General features: G+C 70.2%; 15 protein-coding genes and 5 tRNA genes. 9 read left to right on the forward strand and 11 right to left on the reverse strand.

Annotation, left to right across the window (positions count from 1 at the left end; genetic code table 11):
• Positions 1–19: 19 nt before the first annotated feature.
• Positions 20–658, forward strand: a complete 639-nt coding sequence (locus O7595_RS08990) for a MerR family transcriptional regulator (protein ID WP_269732426.1) — start codon at positions 20–22, stop codon at positions 656–658.
• Between the two features lie 68 nt (positions 659–726).
• Here O7595_RS08990 and O7595_RS08995 read toward each other — a convergent pair.
• The 9 genes from O7595_RS08995 to O7595_RS09035 form a co-directional block, all read right to left on the reverse strand.
• Positions 727–799 (reverse strand) — tRNA-Glu (locus O7595_RS08995).
• A gap of 28 nt (positions 800–827) precedes the next feature.
• Positions 828–899, reverse strand: a tRNA-Gln gene (locus tag O7595_RS09000).
• Positions 900–917: 18 nt separating this feature from the next.
• Positions 918–993, reverse strand: a tRNA-Glu gene (locus tag O7595_RS09005).
• 88 nt (positions 994–1,081) lie between these two features.
• Positions 1,082–1,154 (reverse strand) — tRNA-Glu (locus O7595_RS09010).
• A gap of 21 nt (positions 1,155–1,175) precedes the next feature.
• Positions 1,176–1,247 (reverse strand) — tRNA-Gln (locus O7595_RS09015).
• Between the two features lie 91 nt (positions 1,248–1,338).
• A complete protein-coding gene (locus O7595_RS09020; RefSeq protein ID WP_269728201.1) occupies positions 1,339–2,061 on the reverse strand; it encodes an HAD family hydrolase in 723 nt (240 codons plus the stop codon).
• A 204-nt stretch (positions 2,062–2,265) separates the two neighbouring features.
• The gene (gene gltX / locus O7595_RS09025) at positions 2,266–3,780 is read right to left on the reverse strand and encodes a glutamate--tRNA ligase (protein ID WP_269728202.1); all 1,515 of its coding nucleotides are present in this window, start codon (positions 3,778–3,780) and stop codon (positions 2,266–2,268) included.
• Positions 3,773–4,567, reverse strand: coding sequence for a fumarylacetoacetate hydrolase family protein (locus O7595_RS09030; RefSeq protein ID WP_269728203.1), 795 nt, complete (start codon positions 4,565–4,567; stop codon positions 3,773–3,775). Before O7595_RS09030 ends, gltX begins: the two co-directional genes overlap by 8 nt.
• 80 nt (positions 4,568–4,647) lie before the next feature.
• Positions 4,648–4,824 carry a hypothetical protein gene (locus O7595_RS09035; RefSeq protein ID WP_269728204.1) on the reverse strand — a complete coding sequence of 59 codons (177 nt, stop codon included), beginning with the start codon at positions 4,822–4,824 and terminating at the stop codon, positions 4,648–4,650.
• A 563-nt stretch (positions 4,825–5,387) separates the two neighbouring features.
• Between O7595_RS09035 and O7595_RS09040 the strand changes: the two genes are divergently transcribed.
• The 8 genes from O7595_RS09040 to O7595_RS09075 all read left to right on the forward strand — a co-directional run bounded on the left by O7595_RS09040 (position 5,388) and on the right by O7595_RS09075 (position 15,720).
• Entirely contained in the window at positions 5,388–8,849 is a 3,462-nt protein-coding gene (locus O7595_RS09040) for a nitrate- and nitrite sensing domain-containing protein (protein WP_269728205.1), read from the forward strand.
• Positions 8,850–8,858: 9 nt separating this feature from the next.
• On the forward strand, positions 8,859–9,272 hold the full coding sequence (locus O7595_RS09045; protein WP_017947585.1) for a roadblock/LC7 domain-containing protein: 414 nt from the start codon (positions 8,859–8,861) through the stop codon (positions 9,270–9,272).
• A gap of 155 nt (positions 9,273–9,427) precedes the next feature.
• Positions 9,428–9,835: a DUF742 domain-containing protein gene (locus tag O7595_RS09050; protein WP_093653512.1), complete on the forward strand. Its 408-nt coding sequence runs from the start codon at positions 9,428–9,430 to the stop codon at positions 9,833–9,835.
• A complete protein-coding gene (locus tag O7595_RS09055) occupies positions 9,816–10,397 on the forward strand; it encodes a GTP-binding protein (protein WP_269728206.1) in 582 nt (193 codons plus the stop codon). Before O7595_RS09050 ends, O7595_RS09055 begins: the two co-directional genes overlap by 20 nt.
• Positions 10,398–10,735: 338 nt before the next feature.
• Entirely contained in the window at positions 10,736–14,068 is a 3,333-nt protein-coding gene (locus O7595_RS09060) for a sensor histidine kinase (protein ID WP_269728207.1), read from the forward strand.
• A gap of 10 nt (positions 14,069–14,078) precedes the next feature.
• Positions 14,079–14,492 (forward strand): roadblock/LC7 domain-containing protein, encoded by a 414-nt coding sequence (locus O7595_RS09065; RefSeq protein ID WP_030980891.1) that lies wholly within the window; start codon positions 14,079–14,081, stop codon positions 14,490–14,492.
• A 96-nt stretch (positions 14,493–14,588) separates the two neighbouring features.
• Positions 14,589–15,158, forward strand: a complete 570-nt coding sequence (locus O7595_RS09070) for a DUF742 domain-containing protein (RefSeq protein WP_269728208.1) — start codon at positions 14,589–14,591, stop codon at positions 15,156–15,158.
• A complete protein-coding gene (locus O7595_RS09075) occupies positions 15,139–15,720 on the forward strand; it encodes a GTP-binding protein (RefSeq protein ID WP_266383712.1) in 582 nt (193 codons plus the stop codon). Before O7595_RS09070 ends, O7595_RS09075 begins: the two co-directional genes overlap by 20 nt.
• A 199-nt stretch (positions 15,721–15,919) precedes the next feature.
• Here the strand turns inward: O7595_RS09075 and O7595_RS09080 are convergent, their stop codons facing one another.
• The gene (locus O7595_RS09080) at positions 15,920–16,123 is read right to left on the reverse strand and encodes an acyl-CoA carboxylase subunit epsilon (RefSeq protein WP_138052968.1); all 204 of its coding nucleotides are present in this window, start codon (positions 16,121–16,123) and stop codon (positions 15,920–15,922) included.
• A gap of 21 nt (positions 16,124–16,144) precedes the next feature.
• Positions 16,145–17,728, reverse strand: coding sequence for an acyl-CoA carboxylase subunit beta (locus O7595_RS09085; protein ID WP_269728209.1), 1,584 nt, complete (start codon positions 17,726–17,728; stop codon positions 16,145–16,147).
• Positions 17,729–17,758: the final 30 nt, after the last annotated feature.

Genomic DNA, 17,758 nt, shown 5'->3' on the forward strand with positions numbered 1-17,758 from the left:
CAAGGAAGGGCGCAAGGGCATGAGACTCGCGGAGCTCAGCGAACGCAGCGGGGTGCCGATACCGACGATCAAGTACTACCTGCGCGAGCGGCTGCTGCCGCCGGGCCATCGGATCAGCGCCACCCAGTCCGAGTACGACGAGGGGCATCTGCGCCGGCTCCGTCTCGTCCGCGCCCTGATCCAGGTCGGCCGGATACCGGTGGCGACCGCGCGCGAGGTGCTTGCCGCCGTCGCCGACGACGGCCTCGACCCCCATGTGCGGCTCGGCGCCGCCGTCTGGGCCATGCCGCACGGCACGGAGCCCGACGAGGACGACCCGGCCACGGAGACGGCCCGCCGCACCGCGGACGCGCTGCTGGAGAAGCTGGGCTGGACCTTCGGCCAGGAGGTCGGCGCGCAGTCACCCGCCTACCGGATGGTGGTCTCCGGGATCGCCACGATGGTGCGTCTCGGATATCCCTGCGACATGGGGCAGCTGCTGCCGTACGCCCGGGGCGCGGCCGAACTGGCCGTGGCGGACCTGGACTTGGTGGAACGGTACGAGCCCGGGGAGGAGCAGGTGGAGGCGGCCGTGGCGCTGACCGTGCTCTACGAGCCGGTACTGCTCGGGCTGCGCAGGCTGGCCCAGGCCGAGGAGTCCAACCGGCGCTTCGGCTGACCCCGGCGGAGGACGACGCAGGAAACGCGAGGAGGCCCTCCCCTGCTGGGGAGGGCCTCCTCGTCGCGTACCCCCGACCGGATTCGAACCGGCGCTACCGCCTTGAGAGGGCGGCGTGCTAGGCCGCTACACAACGGGGGCAAGATCTTGATCCATCGAGACGGATCAGCTGGCCTACCTGGACTCGAACCAAGACTAACTGAACCAGAATCAGTCGTGCTGCCAATTACACCATAGGCCACTGGTGGTCTAGACCAGTTGGTACCCCCGACCGGATTCGAACCGGCGCTACCGCCTTGAGAGGGCGGCGTGCTAGGCCGCTACACAACGGGGGCCCTGGGCGATCCCCACCCGGCGGACGCCGGATGTTTGTCACTGCGAGGCCACCGGGAGCGACCCAGGTGATCTCGCGGGAAGGATCTGTACCCCCGACCGGATTCGAACCGGCGCTACTGCCTTGAGAGGGCAGCGTGCTAGGCCGCTACACAACGGGGGCTTTGCAGATGAGCTCTGCGAGCTGGCCTACCAGGACTCGAACCTAGACTAACTGAACCAGAATCAGTCGTGCTGCCAATTACACCATAGGCCACCAAAACTCAACCCCCCTGCGGGGGTTTTGTTCAGGTTGTGCGCTTCCGGGTCCGGCCTTTCGGCTTGCTCCCCTCGGCGCAGGAAGAACATTACCCGAAGGAGCACGGCGCTCCAAAACGGGTATCCGCCCGCAGCAGGGCGGGCAGCTCCCCCAGGCCGGTGATCCGGATCAGCTCCGGCCGGCCGCCCAGTCCGCCGCGGTCCAGCCAGACACCGGTCAGACCCGCGGCGACGGCCCCCACCGCGTCGATGTCCGGGTGGTCGCCCACGTACGCCACCTCCCCCGGAGGCAGCCCGAGGGAGTCGCACGCGGCGTGGAAGGCGGCGGCCCGGGGTTTGGCGACGCCCAGTTCGGCCGCGCACACGACCGCCTCGAAGCGATCGCGCACGCCCAGCACGGTGAGCTTGCGGTGCTGGTTGCGGATGGAGGAGTTCGAGAGCACCCCGTGCCGGAAGCCGGCCGCCAGGGCGTCCAGCGCGGGTACGGCGTCGGGGAAGAGCTGCCAGGCGGCCTCGTAGTGGGCGACGTAGCGGGCGAACCACTCGTCCGCCCGGACGTCGCTCATGCCGGGCGCCCCGAGGAAGTCCCGGACGCGGTCCCGCCGCTGGGCCTCGAAGTCCACTCCGCCGCCCTCGAAGCGCCGCCAGTGGATCCGGGTGAGCTCCTTCCAGCGCGTGAGGGCCTGGTCGACGGACGCGTACGCCTCGGCCAGACCCTCGGCCCGCAGGTGCCGCTCCATGCCGACGCGGTCGGCTCCGGCGTAGTCGAAGATCGTGTCGTCGACGTCCCACAGTACGGCTCGGATCGGCATGGTCCGAGGCTACGCCGAAGGAGTGACTCCCTCCCCGGGACGGGCGGAGAGAACGCCGTGCGGCGGGTTCGCGCAAGGGGAGTGGCTCCTCCGCCGCAGGCCGGTCGCCGGGGAGACGGAGGCGTCGGGAAGGACGTCGGTCCCCGGAGACGCCGGAGCGGCGGCAGCCACGGGCTGCCGCCGCACCGGGCGTCCGGCGACGCGTCACGCCCCGAGCTTCTCCAGCGCCGCGTCGATGCGCGCCAGCGACTTCTCGCGGCCCAGGATCTGCAGCGACTCGAAGAGCGGCAGGCCCACCGTGCGTCCGGTGACCGCGACGCGGACCGGCGCCTGGGCCTTGCCGAGCTTGAGGCCGTGCTCCTCGCCCGCCGCCAGGACCGCGTCCTTCAGCGCCTCCGGGCCGGACCAGTCGGCGGCCGCGAGCTTCTCCCGCGCCGTGCGCAGCAGGGCGTCGGAGCCCTCCTTCATCGCCTTCTGCCAGGACGCCTCGTCCTCGACCGGCTCCTGGCGGAAGAGGAAGTCGACGTTGGCGGTGATGTCGGAGAGGACGGTCAGCCGGGTCTGGGCGTACGGGGCGATCGCCTCCCACGCGGCCTGGTCGAAGTCCGCGGGCTCCCAGTCGGCGTGGGGGGCGCGCAGCCAGGGCTCGCAGGCCTCGGCGAACGCCTTCACATCCAGTCGGCGGATGTGGTCCGCGTTGATCGCCTCGGCCTTCTTGAGGTCGAAGCGGGCCGGGTTGGCGTTGACGTCCGCGATGTCGAACTTCCCGACCATCTCGGCGACGGAGAAGACGTCCTGGTCCGCGGAGAACGACCAGCCGAGCAGGGAGAGGTAGTTGAGCAGGCCCTCCGGCAGGAAGCCGCGCTCCCGGTAGAGGTTGAGGGATGCCTGCGGGTCCCGCTTGGACAGCTTCTTGTTGCCCTCGCCCATGACGTACGGCAGGTGGCCGAAGGCCGGGATCCGGTGGGCGACGCCGAGCTCGATCAGCGCCTCGTAGAGCGCGATCTGGCGCGGGGTGGAGGACAGCAGGTCCTCGCCGCGCAGCACGTGGGTGATGTCCATCAGCGCGTCGTCGACCGGGTTGACCAGGGTGTAGAGGGGCGCGCCGTTGGCCCGGACGATGCCGTAGTCCGGCACGTTGTCCGGGGTGAAGGTGAGCTCGCCGCGGACCAGGTCGGTGAAGGTGATCGGCTCGTCGGGCATCCGGAAGCGGACGATCGACTCGCGGCCCTCGCGCTCGTAGGCGGCCTTTCGCTCGCCGGACAGGTCACGGCAGTGGCCGTCGTAGCCGGAGGGCCTGCCGGCGGCGCGTGCGGCCTCGCGGCGCTCGTCGAGCTCGGTGACGGTGCAGTAGCAGCGGTAGGCGTACCCGCCGGCCAGCAGCTTCTCGGCGACGTCCCGGTAGATGTCCATGCGCTGCGACTGGCGGTACGGCTCGTGCGGGCCGCCGGTCTCGGGGCCCTCGTCCCAGTCGAGCCCCAGCCAGCGCAGTGAGTCGAGGAGCTGCTCGTACGACTCCTCGGAGTCGCGCGCCGCGTCCGTGTCCTCGATCCGGAAGACCATGGTGCCCTGGTTGTGCCGGGCGAACGCCCAGTTGAACAGGGCGGTGCGGACCAGACCCACGTGGGGGTTGCCGGTCGGCGAGGGACAGAAACGTACGCGAGGGGGTACCCCCTGCTCGAGCGGAGCCGAGAGCTTGGGGGAGGGTCCGTTAGCCACGCTTGATCACCTTGTTGGTGAGAGTGCCGATGCCTTCGATGGTGACGGCGACCTCGTCGCCGACGTTGAGGGGGCCGACCCCGGCGGGGGTGCCGGTGAGGATGACGTCTCCGGGCAGCAGCGTCATGGCCTCGGTGATGTGGACGACCAGGTCCTCGATGGAGCGGATCATGTCGCTGGTGCGACCCAGCTGGCGCTGCTCGCCGTTGACCGTGCACTGGATGGTGAGGTCGCCGGCGCGCGCCAGGTCGATGCCGGTCTCCACCCAGGGGCCCAGCGGGCAGGACGTGTCGAAGCCCTTGGCCCGGGCCCACTGCTTCTCGCGCTTCTGGGCGTCGCGGGCGGTGACGTCGTTGGCGCAGGTGTAGCCGAGGACGACGTCCTTGACCCGGTCGCGCGGGACGTCACGGCACAACCGGCCGATCACGACGGCGAGCTCGGCCTCGTAGTGCAGGTCGTCGGAGAACGAGGGGTACTCGATCGCGTCGCCGGTGCCGATCACCGAGGTGGTGGGCTTGAAGAAGGCGACCGGTGCCTCCGGGACCTCGTTGCCGAGTTCCGCGGCGTGCTCCGCGTAGTTGCGGCCGATGGCCACGACCTTGTTCGGGAGGACGGGCGGCAGCAGCCGGACCTTGCTCAGGGGGATCTTCGTGCCCGAGAGCTCGAAGTCGCCGTAGGGAATGCCCTTGATGACGTCGAGGACGAGGCCGGCCGGATCGCCGGTTCCCTCGCCCTCGACCGCGCCGAAGGCGACATTGCCGTCGATGGAGAATCTGGCGATCCGCACGGGTGCCTCGCGCCCCTCTGTTCCGCTGGCTGGAGTCTGACGCTCCAGGCTAACGCGCGGGAGGGGCCCGACCTGCCGTATTACAGCGCCGCGGGGGCGTTCACCAGGGTCGTGCGGCGGGGGTTGGCCGTCTGGGCGGGGAGTACGGCGGACGGTTCCGGCTGAGCCTCCGGCTGCAGCTCACCGGCGTCCTCGAGGTGCGCCAGGGTCGTGCGGCGGGGGTTGGCTATGTTGCGGAACATCATCGTCGTCTTCATCGCTCGCCTAGTCAGTGTGCCGGTGCTTGTAAAGCGTCAGGCTAAGCAGCGATTTCCCTGCGAAAGCGCGGAAGAGCCAACGATCTACGTGTGAGTTTGCTCACGGCCCGAAGAGCAATTCCGTCATTCCGGTCAACCAAACCGTCGCTCAGAAACGGACATTGCACACCTGAATGCGCCATTCCGCTCCTGATCATCGCGACTGGGACACCCCCCACCCGTAAGCGACTCGTCAATAAACGCCCGATTCCTCCGCGATCACTTTCTACGTCTCGTGATGTTTCGCTCACAACGCGTCACTCAGGTCACAGGCCGGTACACGGCCCTTGTTGCAGATCCGGCACTGTGCTGGAATTCCACGCACCGCCGCAGGTCTCCGACCGGCGCGCAGGGGGCGCAACGCAGCGCCGAGTGGCGGCGGGAAGGGGGAGAGCGCCGGTCCACGACCACCTGGGGGCGCCTCCACCGCCCCTACGACGCCGACACCGTCCTTCCCGTACCGCGGGGGGACGCCTGGTCCAGAGGTTGCGACGCTAGTGCAGGGACGTTTCAAGAGGGATGGCATGGGGCGTCCCCAGGCCCGACAGGGCCAAGGGGAAGCTGCCGCTGAACAGGAGCCGCGCGGCGCGAGCGACCGCGGGCCCTCGCCCCAGCACACCCAGAACCAGGGTCCGGCAGGCGACAGCGGTGAACGCGGAGCGCGCCCCGGCGCCGCCCCGGCCCCCGCGGAGCCGGCGGACCGGCCCAAGGGCAAGGGCCCGACCGACACGGGCTCCCGCATCGCCCTGCGCAACTGGCGCATCAGCACCCGGCTCGTGTCCCTGCTCGCGCTTCCCGTCGTCGCCGCGACCACCCTGGGCGGTCTGCGCATCAACGAGTCGATGAGCGACATCGAGCAGCTGGACCACATGCAGCTGCTCACCAAGCTCACCAAGGAGGCCACGGCCCTCGCCGAGGCGCTCCAGGAGGAGCGCGACCACGCGGCCGGCCCGCTGTCCAACAACGGCAGCGTCCAGGCCTTCGAGGTCACCCAGTCCCGCACGGAGACGGACCGCCACCGGCAGTCCTTCCTGGCCGCGACCGTCGACATCGGCGACACCACGGGCGACGAGGCGCTGGAGAGCATCCACGCGAACGTCAGCCAGATCGCCCAGCAGGTCACGACGATCGCCAAGATCCGGGGCACCGCCTTCGACGGCGAGGACTCGACCACGCAGACGGTCAACCGGTACAACCGGCTGATCACGTCCCTGCTCACCCTGTCCCAGGACATGGCCCAGGCGACCAACAACCCCGAGATGATCAAGCGCACCCGCGCCCTGGCGGCCTTCTCCGCCGCCAAGGAGTACGCGTCGATCCAGCGCGCGATCATCGCGGCCGCGCTCCCGGCCAACGCCAGGACCGCCGGCGAGATGAGCGAGAACGACCGCCTCACCGGCGACGACGCGGCCGAGAACGAGAAGCAGGCCCTCGCCTCGTTCAAGCGCCTCTACGCCTCCCTCGGCGGCAACGCCGAGGAGCTGACCGCCCCCCTCGTGGACGGCAACTCCGAGATCGAGGCGGCGAACGACTACGCCCTCCGCGTGCTGAGCCGGCCCAGCGGTCTCGCGAGCGCCGAACGCCGCGGTTACAAGGACTGGACCGACCAGGCCGACACCAAGATCGACGCGATGAACACCATCGAGAAGACGCTTCTCGGTGAGATGGAGAGCAAGGCCCGCGAGCTCAAGCAGGAGTCGCAGCAGGACGCCATCATCAACGGTGCGCTCATCCTGCTGGTGCTCGGTGTGTCGCTCGTCGGCGCCTTCGTCGTCGCCCGCTCCATGATCCGCTCGCTGCGCCGGCTGCAGGACACCGCCACCAAGGTCGCCCAGGAGCGCCTGCCCGAGCTGGTCAAGGAGCTGTCCGAGGCCGACCCGCAGGACGTGGACACCACGGTGGAGTCCGTGGGCGTGCACTCCCGGGACGAGATCGGAAAGGTGGCCGCGGCCTTCGACGACGTGCACCGCGAGGCGGTCCGCCTCGCCGCAGAGCAGGCCCTCCTGCGAGGCAACGTCAACGCGATGTTCACCAACCTGTCCCGCCGTTCGCAGGGCCTCATCCAGCGTCAGCTGTCGCTCATCTCCGAGCTGGAGTCCCGCGAGGCCGACCCGGACCAGCTGTCCTCCCTCTTCAAGCTGGACCACCTCGCGACCCGTATGCGCCGTAACGGCGAGAACCTCCTCGTCCTCGCGGGCGAGGAGCCGGGCCGCCGCTGGACCCGGCCCGTCCCGCTGGTCGACGTGCTCCGCGCCGCCGCCTCCGAGGTGGAGCAGTACGAGCGCATCGAGCTGTCCGCCGTGCCGGCGACCGAGGTCGCGGGCCGCGTCGTCAACGACCTCGTGCACCTCCTCGCAGAGCTGCTGGAGAACGCGACGTCGTTCTCCTCGCCGCAGACCAAGGTGCGCGTGACCGGTCACGCCCTGCCCGACGGGCGGGTGCTCGTCGAGATCCACGACACCGGCATCGGCCTCTCCCCCGAGGACCTCGCCGCGATCAACGAGCGGCTGGCGTCGCCGCCCACCGTGGACGTCTCGGTATCCCGCCGCATGGGCCTGTTCGTGGTCGGCCGCCTGTCCCTGCGGCACGGCATCCGCATCCAGCTCCGTCCCTCCGACTCCGGCGGCACGACCGCGCTGGTCATGCTGCCCGTCGATGTCGCCCACGGCGGCAAGAAGGCACCGGGCAAGCCCGGCCCGGGCGGGCAGAACGGCGCACCGCAGGCTCCGGCCGGCGCAGGCGCCGGTCGGGGGCTGACCGGCGGGCCCGGTGCCACCGGCGGCGGACGTCCCGGCCTCGGCAACGGTCCCTCGGCCGGTTCGGGCGGCCGCCCCTCCCCCGGCGGACAGCGCGGGCAGGTCGGTACGGGACCGGCTCCGCGTGCGGCGCTTCCCGGCCGCGACGGCGGTCTGTTCCAGGGCGGACCGCAGCAGGGCGGACCGGGTCAGGATCCCGGTCAACAGGACTTCTCCCGCCAGGGCGGCGCTGCCGCAGGCGCGTTCGGCGCCGATGCCGGGCGCGGCCGACCGGCCGGACCGGGTGCGCAGGACCGCGGCCGCAACTCCGGCCGTCCCGCCCAGCCCGGCAACGGCGGCCCGCGTGCCGAACTTCCCGGCAGCGGCGGCCGGCAGCAGCGCCCACAGCCCGCGGGCTGGGGCGGCGAGCAGCAGCGCTCCGCCCAGGACACGCCGCGCGGCCACGAGGACCCCGAGTCCACCGGGCAGTACGCACGGCCCGGTGCCCACCGCGGCGACGGCCACGGGGGCCGTCCTCCGGCCCAGGACCCCGCGGCCACCGAGCAGTTCGCGCGGCCCGACTTCAACGCCCCGCGTCCGCCCGCGGCGGGCCAGGGCAGGACCGGAGCACCGCGTCCGCGCCACGGCGGTGCCGACTTCGGCGCGCCGCGTCCGGCCGTGGGCAGCCTGCCCGCGCAGCCGCAGCCCGAAGCGCTGCCGCCGGCGTCCGGCCCCGGCGACGGCCGTACGCCGCTGTACGACACGCTGGAGACGAACTGGTTCCACCAGAACCAGGGCGGCGGCGGTGCCGACGGCGCCGCACAGCCCCCGGCCGCACCGCAGCAGCCGGCCGCACCGGCCGGGCGCCCCGCTCCGTCGGGCCCGCCGCGCCGCCCCACGGGCGGCCAGGGCCAGCCGGGTCAGGGCGGCCAGCACAACAACGCGGGTGCCGCCTCCTGGCGGACCTCGCCCAACGACGAGCTGGTGCGCCAGGCCGAGCGGGTGCGCAAGCCCGCGGCCGGCGGTGTCACCACCTCGGGTCTGCCCCGACGGGTCCCGCGCGCCAATCTCGTGCCGGGAACCGCGCAGGAGCAGACCCACCACACCGGTCCGCAGGTGTCCCGTGCGCCGGACGACGTACGGGGCCGGCTGACCAATCTCCGTCGGGGCATCCAGCAGGGGCGTCAGGCGGGCGGCTCCGGAAACACCGGCAGCTTCAACGTCGGCCCCACTCACCAGCAGGAGCGTTAGTTGAGCCCGATGAGCCAGGCGGCGCAGAATCTGAACTGGTTGATCACCAACTTCGTGGACAACACCCCCGGGGTGTCCCACACCGTGGTGGTCTCCGCCGACGGTCTGCTGCTGGCGATGTCCGAAGGGTTTCCGCGTGACCGCGCCGACCAGCTGGCGGCGGTCGCGTCGGGTCTGACCTCGCTGACCGCGGGGGCGTCCCGGATCTTCGAAGGCGGCGCGGTCAACCAGACCGTCGTGGAGATGGAGCGTGGTTTCCTCTTCATCATGTCCATCTCGGACGGCTCCTCGCTGGCCGTGCTCGCCCACCCGGACGCCGACATCGGCCTCGTGGGATACGAGATGGCTCTCCTGGTCGACCGTGCCGGCACCGTCCTCACCCCGGACCTGCGTGCCGAACTCCAAGGGAGCCTCCTCCACTAGGAACGTTCAGAAAGCCCGCCGTTCGGGGGTGTGCGCCCCAGGCACACCCCGGTGATCCCTCACCCGTCCACTCACCGTCCGGCCGCCCCAACCGGCCCCCCACCGGCCCAGTCAGACGGCACAGCCGACCACTTGCTGTCACGCCCGGAGGATTCATGACCCCGCCCCCCGCCTCTCACGATCCGTACGGTGTCCCCGTCGACACCGACTACGGTCATGAGGGCGACCAGCCGCTGGTGCGTCCTTACGCGATGACCGGCGGCCGGACCCGGCCGCGCTACCAGCTCGCCATCGAGGCGCTGGTCAGCACCACCGCCGACCCGGCGCACCTGTCGACGCTCCTGCCCGAGCACCAGCGGATCTGCCACCTCTGCCGGGAGGTCAAGTCGGTGGCCGAGGTCTCGGCGCTGCTGTCGATGCCGCTGGGTGTGGCGCGGATCCTGGTGGCGGACCTGGCGGAGGCCGGCATGGTGGCGATCCACCAGCCGGGCAATGGAGAGGCCGGCGGCACGCCGGATGTGACACTGCTCGAAAGGGTGCTCAGTGGACTTCGCAAGCTCTAGCGCCGGTGCGGCCCGGTCGACCACCAGCGCGAAGATCGTGGTGGCGGGCGGCTTCGGCGTGGGCAAGACCACGTTCGTCGGCGCCGTCTCGGAGATCAACCCGCTGCGTACCGAGGCCGTCATGACGTCCGCGTCGGCCGGCATCGACGACCTCACGCACACCGGCGACAAGACCACCACCACGGTGGCCATGGACTTCGGCCGCATCACCCTCGACCAGGACCTGATCCTCTACCTGTTCGGCACCCCCGGACAGGACCGCTTCTGGTTCATGTGGGACGACCTCGTCCGCGGCGCCATCGGCGCCGTCGTCCTCGTCGACACCCGCAGACTCGCCGACTGCTTCCCCGCGGTCGACTACTTCGAGAACAGCGGCCTGCCGTTCGTGGTGGCCCTGAACGGCTTCGAGGGACACCAGCCCTACACCCCCGACGAAGTCCGCGAAGCACTCCAGATCGGCCCCGACGCCCCGATCATCACCACCGACGCACGCCACCGCGCCGACGCCAAGAGCGCCCTCATCACCCTCGTGGAACACGCACTCATGGCACGTCTCAAGTAGAAGTGGGCATACGGATGTTGTCGTAGACCTTTCATGGGCGGGCCGTGTCTTTTTGACACGGTCCGCCTCCATGTTCATAACGTTTCGACAGAGAATTCTCGGGGTTCGGACACCCGATGCATCCGGCTGGTATCGCTGTGCTCACACAGGCCCCTCTTTTTGCCGGGGCTCGCTCTTTATGCCCGTTTTATCTCCGGTTCGGAGGGCGCGGTTCGGCCGGTTCCCGCTGTTTGGAGCCGACCCCCTTGGCGTGCTGAAATCAACGAACTCATGAGTAGTACGGCCCTGAACAATAATCGGCACAACCTAGGTGCCGACGCCGAGAGGTTGTTGGTCGAGTGAGGCGAAGCAAGACGAGCTCCGCGGAACAGCAGTCGCGGGGCAACTTCACCCCGCCCCCGCGTGCAGCGGCGTCGCCTGCGGATGTGCAGCCCGTGGAGCCCTCCGCCACCGGTGGCAGTTCCAGCAGGCTGTCGCCGCGCAACTGGCGTGTGCCGACCCGGCTGAACGCGATCCTCCTCATACCCGTGCTGGTCGGCCTCGTCATGGGCGGATTCCAGGTGAAGGGGTCGATCGACACCTGGAACGAGGCCCAGGACGCCGAGAAGACGGCGCTCATCGTGCGCGCCGCCTCGGCGTACGGCCAGGCCCTCCTCAACGAGCGGGACCTCACGGCGGAGCCCCTGCTGAAGGGCGACAGTCAGAGCAGGGTCGTCACGGAGGCCAGGGCCGCCACGGACGCGGCCAAGGCGAAGTTCGACGAGGCCGTCAAGGACATGCCGCAGAAGGAGGGCCTCGAGCGGCGCCTGAACCTCTTCCGCGCCGCGGAGCCGGCCCTCGAGAAGCTTCGCCAGGTCGCCTACACCGTGCCGTTCGAGACGCCCACCAAGTCGGAGGGCGACGACCCCGACGACCCCAGTGACGACGAGCGGGGCCCCGTCGCCACCCAGGAGAGCTACGTCGGCGTCCAGCACTACCTGATGGAGTTCGCCAACGAGCTCGGTCTCGGCACGGGCAACGTCACGAGCTACGGCCGGATGGTGTACGCCATCCAGCTGGCCAAGGCCGCCGAGTCGCTGCAGCGCTCCATCGGTACCGAGCTGCTCATCCGTCCGAGCAAGAAGAAGGACATCAGGGCCGGCCAGACCATCGCCTTCACCTCCTACGCCTACCTGGAGGGCATCGCCCTCGGCGAGTACCAGTCCGGTGGTACCCAGGCCGACGTGGACAGGCTGAAGGAGGTCATGGCCAGGAAGACGGAGGAGGGCCAGAAGGCGCTGGCCGCCAAGATGGCCGAGGCCGCCGCCGCCGGCCAGGACGTCCAGCCTCCGCCGAAGGACGAGGACGGCTCGGTCCTCGGCGGCATGGTCGGTGCGATCAGCACCGGTGCCGACCCCGACGAACTCGCGGAGCAGGGCGTCACCCAGCAGATCTGGATGGCCGCCGCCACCGCCAAGTTCGAGGGCTACAGCGAGGTCGAGAGGGAACTCGTCGACAAGGCGGTGGCCGAGGCCGCCCAGATCTCCGACGACGCCAAGACCGACGCCATCGTCAACGGCCTGATCGTCGTGATCGCCCTGCTCGCCGCGTTCATCCTGGCCGGCATGGTGGCCCGCCAGATGAGCCGCTCGATGCGCCAGCTGCGCACCGCCGCCTTCGGCATCGCCGAGCAGCGCCTGCCGATGCTCGTCGACCAGCTCTCGCGCACCGAGCCCGGCCGGATCGACACCCGTGTGCAGCCGATCCCGATCGACAGCAAGGACGAGATCGGCGAGGTCGCCCGCGCCTTCGACCAGGTGCACCGCGAGGCCGTGCGGCTCGCCGCCGAGCAGGCCCTGCTCCGCGGCAACGTCAACGCGATCTTCACCAATCTCTCGCGCCGCAACCAGTCGCTGATCGAGGGCCAGTTGACCCTGATCACCGACCTGGAGAACAACGAGGCCGACCCGGACCAGCTGGAGAACCTCTTCAAGCTGGACCATCTGGCGACCCGTATGCGCCGCAACGGCGAGAACCTCCTCGTCCTCGCGGGCGAGGAGCCCGGCCGCCGCTGGAACCAGCCGGTGCCGCTGGTCGACGTGCTCCGTGCCGCCTCCTCCGAGGTGGAGTCCTACGAGCGGATCGAGCTCACCGGCGTGCCGGAGACCGAGATCCACGGCCAGGCCGTGACCGACCTCGTGCACCTCCTCGCCGAGCTGCTGGAGAACGCCACGACGTTCTCCTCGCCGCAGACGAAGGTCCGGGTCACCGCGACCCGGCTGCCCGACGGCCGGGTCATGATCGAGATCCACGACAAGGGCATCGGCCTGACCGCCGAGGACTTCGCCGACATCAACCACAAGCTGGCCAACCCGCCGACGGTGGACGCCGCAGTCTCGCAGCGCATGGGCCTCTTCGTGGTCGGCCGTCTCTCCGACCGGCACGGCATCCGCGTCCAGCTCCGCCCCTCGGGCGAGCAGGCCGGCACGACGTCGCTGGTCATGCTCCCGGACGCGATCACCCACGGTGGCGGCGGCGAGGCCCTGCCCGAGGACGACTTCACCGTCTCCCAGATGATCCCGACGCAGCAGTCCTTCGATGCGGCGCCGATGCGCACCGCCGCGGAACTCGGCTTCGACGACTCCCGCTACGAGGACCAGCCCGCCGAGCCCCGGCAGCTGGACCCGGTCAACCGCTCGCTGATGCGCGAGGAGCGCCGGGCGGCGCTGGAGGCGCAGACGGGCGGGGACCGCCCGCCGTTCCACGACGAGCCCGAGCAGGCCTACGCCGATCAGGGGAGCTACGCCGAGGAGCAGTACGAGCAGGGCTACGCACAGGAGCAGCAGCCCGCGTACGACCAGAACGGGTACGACCAGAACGGCTACGACCGGAACGGCTACGAGACCGGCGGCTACCAGCAGAACGGCTACGAAGCCAACGGGTACGACAACACCGGCGAGTTCCAGGTTTCCGGCGGTTACCCGGAGACCCAGGAGCAGGCCTATGCGGAAGCGTCGTACGACGACTCGCAGGGCTCCGCACCGCAGTACGACAACGGATACGCCTCCCAGCCCGACCAGGGAGAGTGGGCGGACCGGAACACGTACCAGAGCGCGTACGAGCCGGAGTACCGAGCGGATACGGAATCTGCTCCCTCCGCTCCCGCGAACGGCGCCGACCGCGTAGGCTTCGAACGTCCGGCTCCGGCCACCGGATCCGGCCACCAGCTGACCGACGCCGGTCTGCCGCGTCGCGGCAGCGGCCAGCCGGGACAGCCGCAGCAGGGACAGCAGCAGTGGCAGTCCTCCACCGGCGGCGGCCAGACGCCGGGACAGGCCAAGCAGGCCCCCCAGGCGCCCCAGGCCGCCCAGGGCGGGGACTCGGAGGCGGACGGCTCAGGCGAGTGGCGTTCGAAGAACGACGAGCGCTGGCAGCGGGCCGAGAAGCTCCGCAAGCCCGCGGCCGGCGGAGTCACCTCGTCCGGGCTTCCCCGCCGGGTCCCCAAGGCCAATCTGATCGAGGGCACGGCCGAGCAGACCCCGCAGAACGGCCCTCAGGTGTCCCGCGCCCCTGAGGATGTGCGCGGCAGGTTGAGCAACCTGCGGCGCGGTGTCCAGCAGGGACGCAGCGCGGGAACGGACACGAACGGATCGGGCTTCGGCCCGGGCAGTACCTACAACCAGGAGCGTTAGTGTGAGCCCGATGAGCCAGGCGGCGCAGAATCTGAACTGGTTGATCACCAACTTCGTGGACAACACCCCCGGGGTGTCCCACACCGTGGTGGTCTCCGCCGACGGACTCCTGCTGGCGATGTCCGAAGGGTTTCCGCGTGACCGCGCCGACCAGCTGGCGGCGGTCGCGTCCGGTCTGACCTCGCTGACCGCGGGGGCGTCCCGGATCTTCGAAGGCGGCGCGGTCAACCAGACCGTCGTGGAGATGGAGCGTGGTTTCCTCTTCATCATGTCCATCTCGGACGGCTCCTCGCTGGCCGTGCTCGCCCACCCGGACGCCGACATCGGCCTCGTGGGATACGAGATGGCTCTCCTGGTCGACCGTGCCGGCACCGTCCTCACCCCGGACCTGCGTGCCGAACTTCAGGGAAGTCTTCTCAACTAGCTGAACGGCAGTGCGTTTATCGCCACCGCACCATAGGGTGCGGTGGCGCGGCTCCACAGGGACATGGACCGGCGTACGGCACTCGGAGGAGGAATCGTGGCAACACCCCCAGGCGGACACCCATACGACGGGGCTCAGCAGTCTCCGGGTGAGCACGCTCAGAACCGCTTCAACTTCCCCTCTTCACCGAGCAGAGGCGGCGGTCCCCAGCCCTACCAGCGGCCGCAGCAGCCGTACGACCCGTCGTACCACCAGCCGCAGGGCCCCCGGAGCCAGCCGGTGGCTCCCCGCCGGGCACCTGAGCCGTCGCAGGCGTCGGGCACCAACAATCCGTTGGTGCGTCCTTACGCGATGACCGGCGGCCGGACCCGGCCCCGCTACCAGCTCGCCATCGAGGCGCTGGTCAGCACCACGGCCGATCCCGCGCGGCTGCAAGGGCAGTTGCCCGAGCACCAGCGGATCTGCCGACTGTGCCTCGAGATCAAGTCGGTGGCCGAGATCTCGGCACTTCTCTCCATCCCCCTCGGCGTCGCCCGGATCCTCGTAGCCGACCTGGCCGAGGCCGGACTCGTCGCCATCCACCAGCCCGGCGGCGACGAGTCCGCCGGCGGCCAGCCAGACGTGACACTGCTCGAAAGGGTGCTCAGTGGACTTCGCAAGCTCTAGCGGCGGTGCAGCCCGCTCAACCACCAGCGCGAAGATCGTGGTGGCGGGCGGCTTCGGCGTGGGCAAGACCACGTTCGTCGGCGCCGTCTCGGAGATCAACCCGCTGCGTACCGAGGCCGTCATGACGTCCGCGTCGGCCGGCATCGACGACCTCACGCACACCGGCGACAAGACCACCACCACGGTGGCCATGGACTTCGGCCGCATCACCCTCGACCAGGACCTGATCCTCTACCTGTTCGGCACCCCCGGACAGGACCGCTTCTGGTTCATGTGGGACGACCTCGTCCGCGGCGCCATCGGCGCCGTCGTCCTCGTCGACACCCGCAGACTCGCCGACTGCTTCCCCGCGGTCGACTACTTCGAGAACAGCGGCCTGCCGTTCGTGGTGGCCCTGAACGGCTTCGAGGGACACCAGCCCTACACCCCCGACGAAGTCCGCGAAGCACTCCAGATCGGCCCCGACGCCCCGATCATCACCACCGACGCACGCCACCGCGCCGACGCCAAGAGCGCCCTCATCACCCTCGTCGAGCACGCACTCATGGCACGCCTGCGGTAGGCCCGTCGGCCGTACCGACCGCCCCGTCCCGTTCCCGGGAAGGCCCCGTACACCGTCACACGTCACGGTGTACGGGGCCTTCGCGTGTCCGCGTTCCGCCCTTCTCCGTCCCACCGGGGGCACGGCAGGACGGAGAAAGACGAAGGCCCCGTCCGTTCCCGGTGAGGGAACGGACGGGGCCTCGGGGTCCGGGAGGGCGTCAGCCCTGCCAGGAGTGCGGAGCGCGGAAGCCGGACTGGCGCTCCAGACGGCGCCATCCGGCGGTGCTGCGGCCGCGGTGGGCCGGGACGGCCTGCGGCTGCGAGGCGGCGCGGGCGAGGAGCACGGCCGTGATCGCGGCCAGTTCCTCGGGGTCGGCGTGCCCCTTCTCGACGCGGAGCAGGGATTCTGCGGGCGTGGTCATGTGCAGCGTTCTCCTCATGGGTTACTGCGGGGGGTTGCCGTGCTTGCGGGACGGCAGGTCGGCGTGCTTGGTGCGGAGCATGGCGAGGGAGCGGATCAGGACCTCGCGGGTCTCGGCCGGGTCGATGACGTCGTCGACCAGTCCGCGCTCCGCGGCGTAGTAGGGGTGCATCAGCTCGGCCTTGTACTCCTTGACCATGCGGGCACGCATGGCGTCGGGGTCCTCGGCGTCGGCGATCTGGCGGCGGAAGATGACGTTGGCCGCACCCTCCGCCCCCATCACGGCGATCTCGTTCGTGGGCCAGGCGTAGGTGAGGTCGGCACCGATGGACTGGGAGTCCATGACGATGTACGCGCCGCCGTAGGCCTTGCGCAGGATCAGCGAGATGCGGGGCACCGTCGCGTTGCAGTAGGCGTACAGGAGCTTCGCGCCGTGGCGGATGATCCCGCCGTGCTCCTGGTCGACTCCGGGCAGGAAGCCCGGCACGTCCAGCAGGGTGATGATCGGGATGTTGAAGGCGTCGCACATCTGCACGAAGCGTGCGGCCTTCTCGCTCGCCTCGATGTCGAGGACACCGGCCAGCGACTGCGGCTGGTTGGCGACGATACCGACGACCTGGCCGTCGAGCCGGCCCAGGGCGCAGATGATGTTGCGCGCCCAGCGCTCGTGGATCTCCAGGTAGTCGCCGTCGTCGACGATCTCCTCGATGACCTTGTGCATGTCGTACGGACGGTTGCCGTCGGCCGGAACCAGGTCGAGCAGGACGTCCGAGCGGCGGTCCGCCGGGTCCTCGCTCTGCGCGTGCGGCGGGTTCTCCCGGTTGTTCTGCGGGAGCATCGACAGCAGGTACCGGACCTCCGCGATGCACGTCTCCTCGTCGTCGTAGGCGAAGTGGGCCACTCCGCTGGTCTCGGCGTGGACGTCCGCGCCGCCGAGGCCGTTCTGGGTGATCTCCTCGCCGGTGACCGCCTTGACGACGTCCGGACCGGTGATGAACATCTGCGAGGTCTCACGGACCATGAACACGAAGTCGGTCAGCGCCGGCGAGTAGGCGGCGCCGCCCGCACACGGGCCGAGCATCACGCTGATCTGCGGGATGACGCCCGAGGCCCTGGTGTTGCGCTGGAAGATACCGCCGTAGCCCGCAAGGGCCGAGACGCCTTCCTGGATGCGGGCACCGGCGCCGTCGTTCAGCGACACCAGAGGCGCACCGGCGGCGATCGCCATGTCCATGATCTTATGGATCTTCGTGGCGTGCGCCTCGCCGAGGGCACCGCCGAAGATCCGGAAGTCGTGCGCGTAGACGAAGACCGTACGGCCCTCGACCGTGCCCCACCCCGTGATCACACCGTCGGTGTAGGGCTTCTTCGACTCCAGTCCGAAGCCGGAGGCGCGGTGCCGCCGGAGCTGCTCGACCTCACGGAACGACCCCGCGTCCAGCAGCAGCTCGATACGCTCGCGCGCGGTCAGCTTGCCCTTGGCGTGCTGCGCCTCGGTCGCCCGGTCACTGGGTCCGCGCCGCGCCTGATCGCGAAGGGCGTGCAGCTCGGCCACACGCCCGCGTGCGTCGGTCGGCTCGCCTGCGGTCTCGTCCAAAACGGTCATGTACGAACCCTACGGAGCGGACCAAGAAAA

This window comes from Streptomyces sp. WMMC940 (genome assembly GCF_027460265.1).
GTDB lineage: Bacteria > Actinomycetota > Actinomycetes > Streptomycetales > Streptomycetaceae > Streptomyces.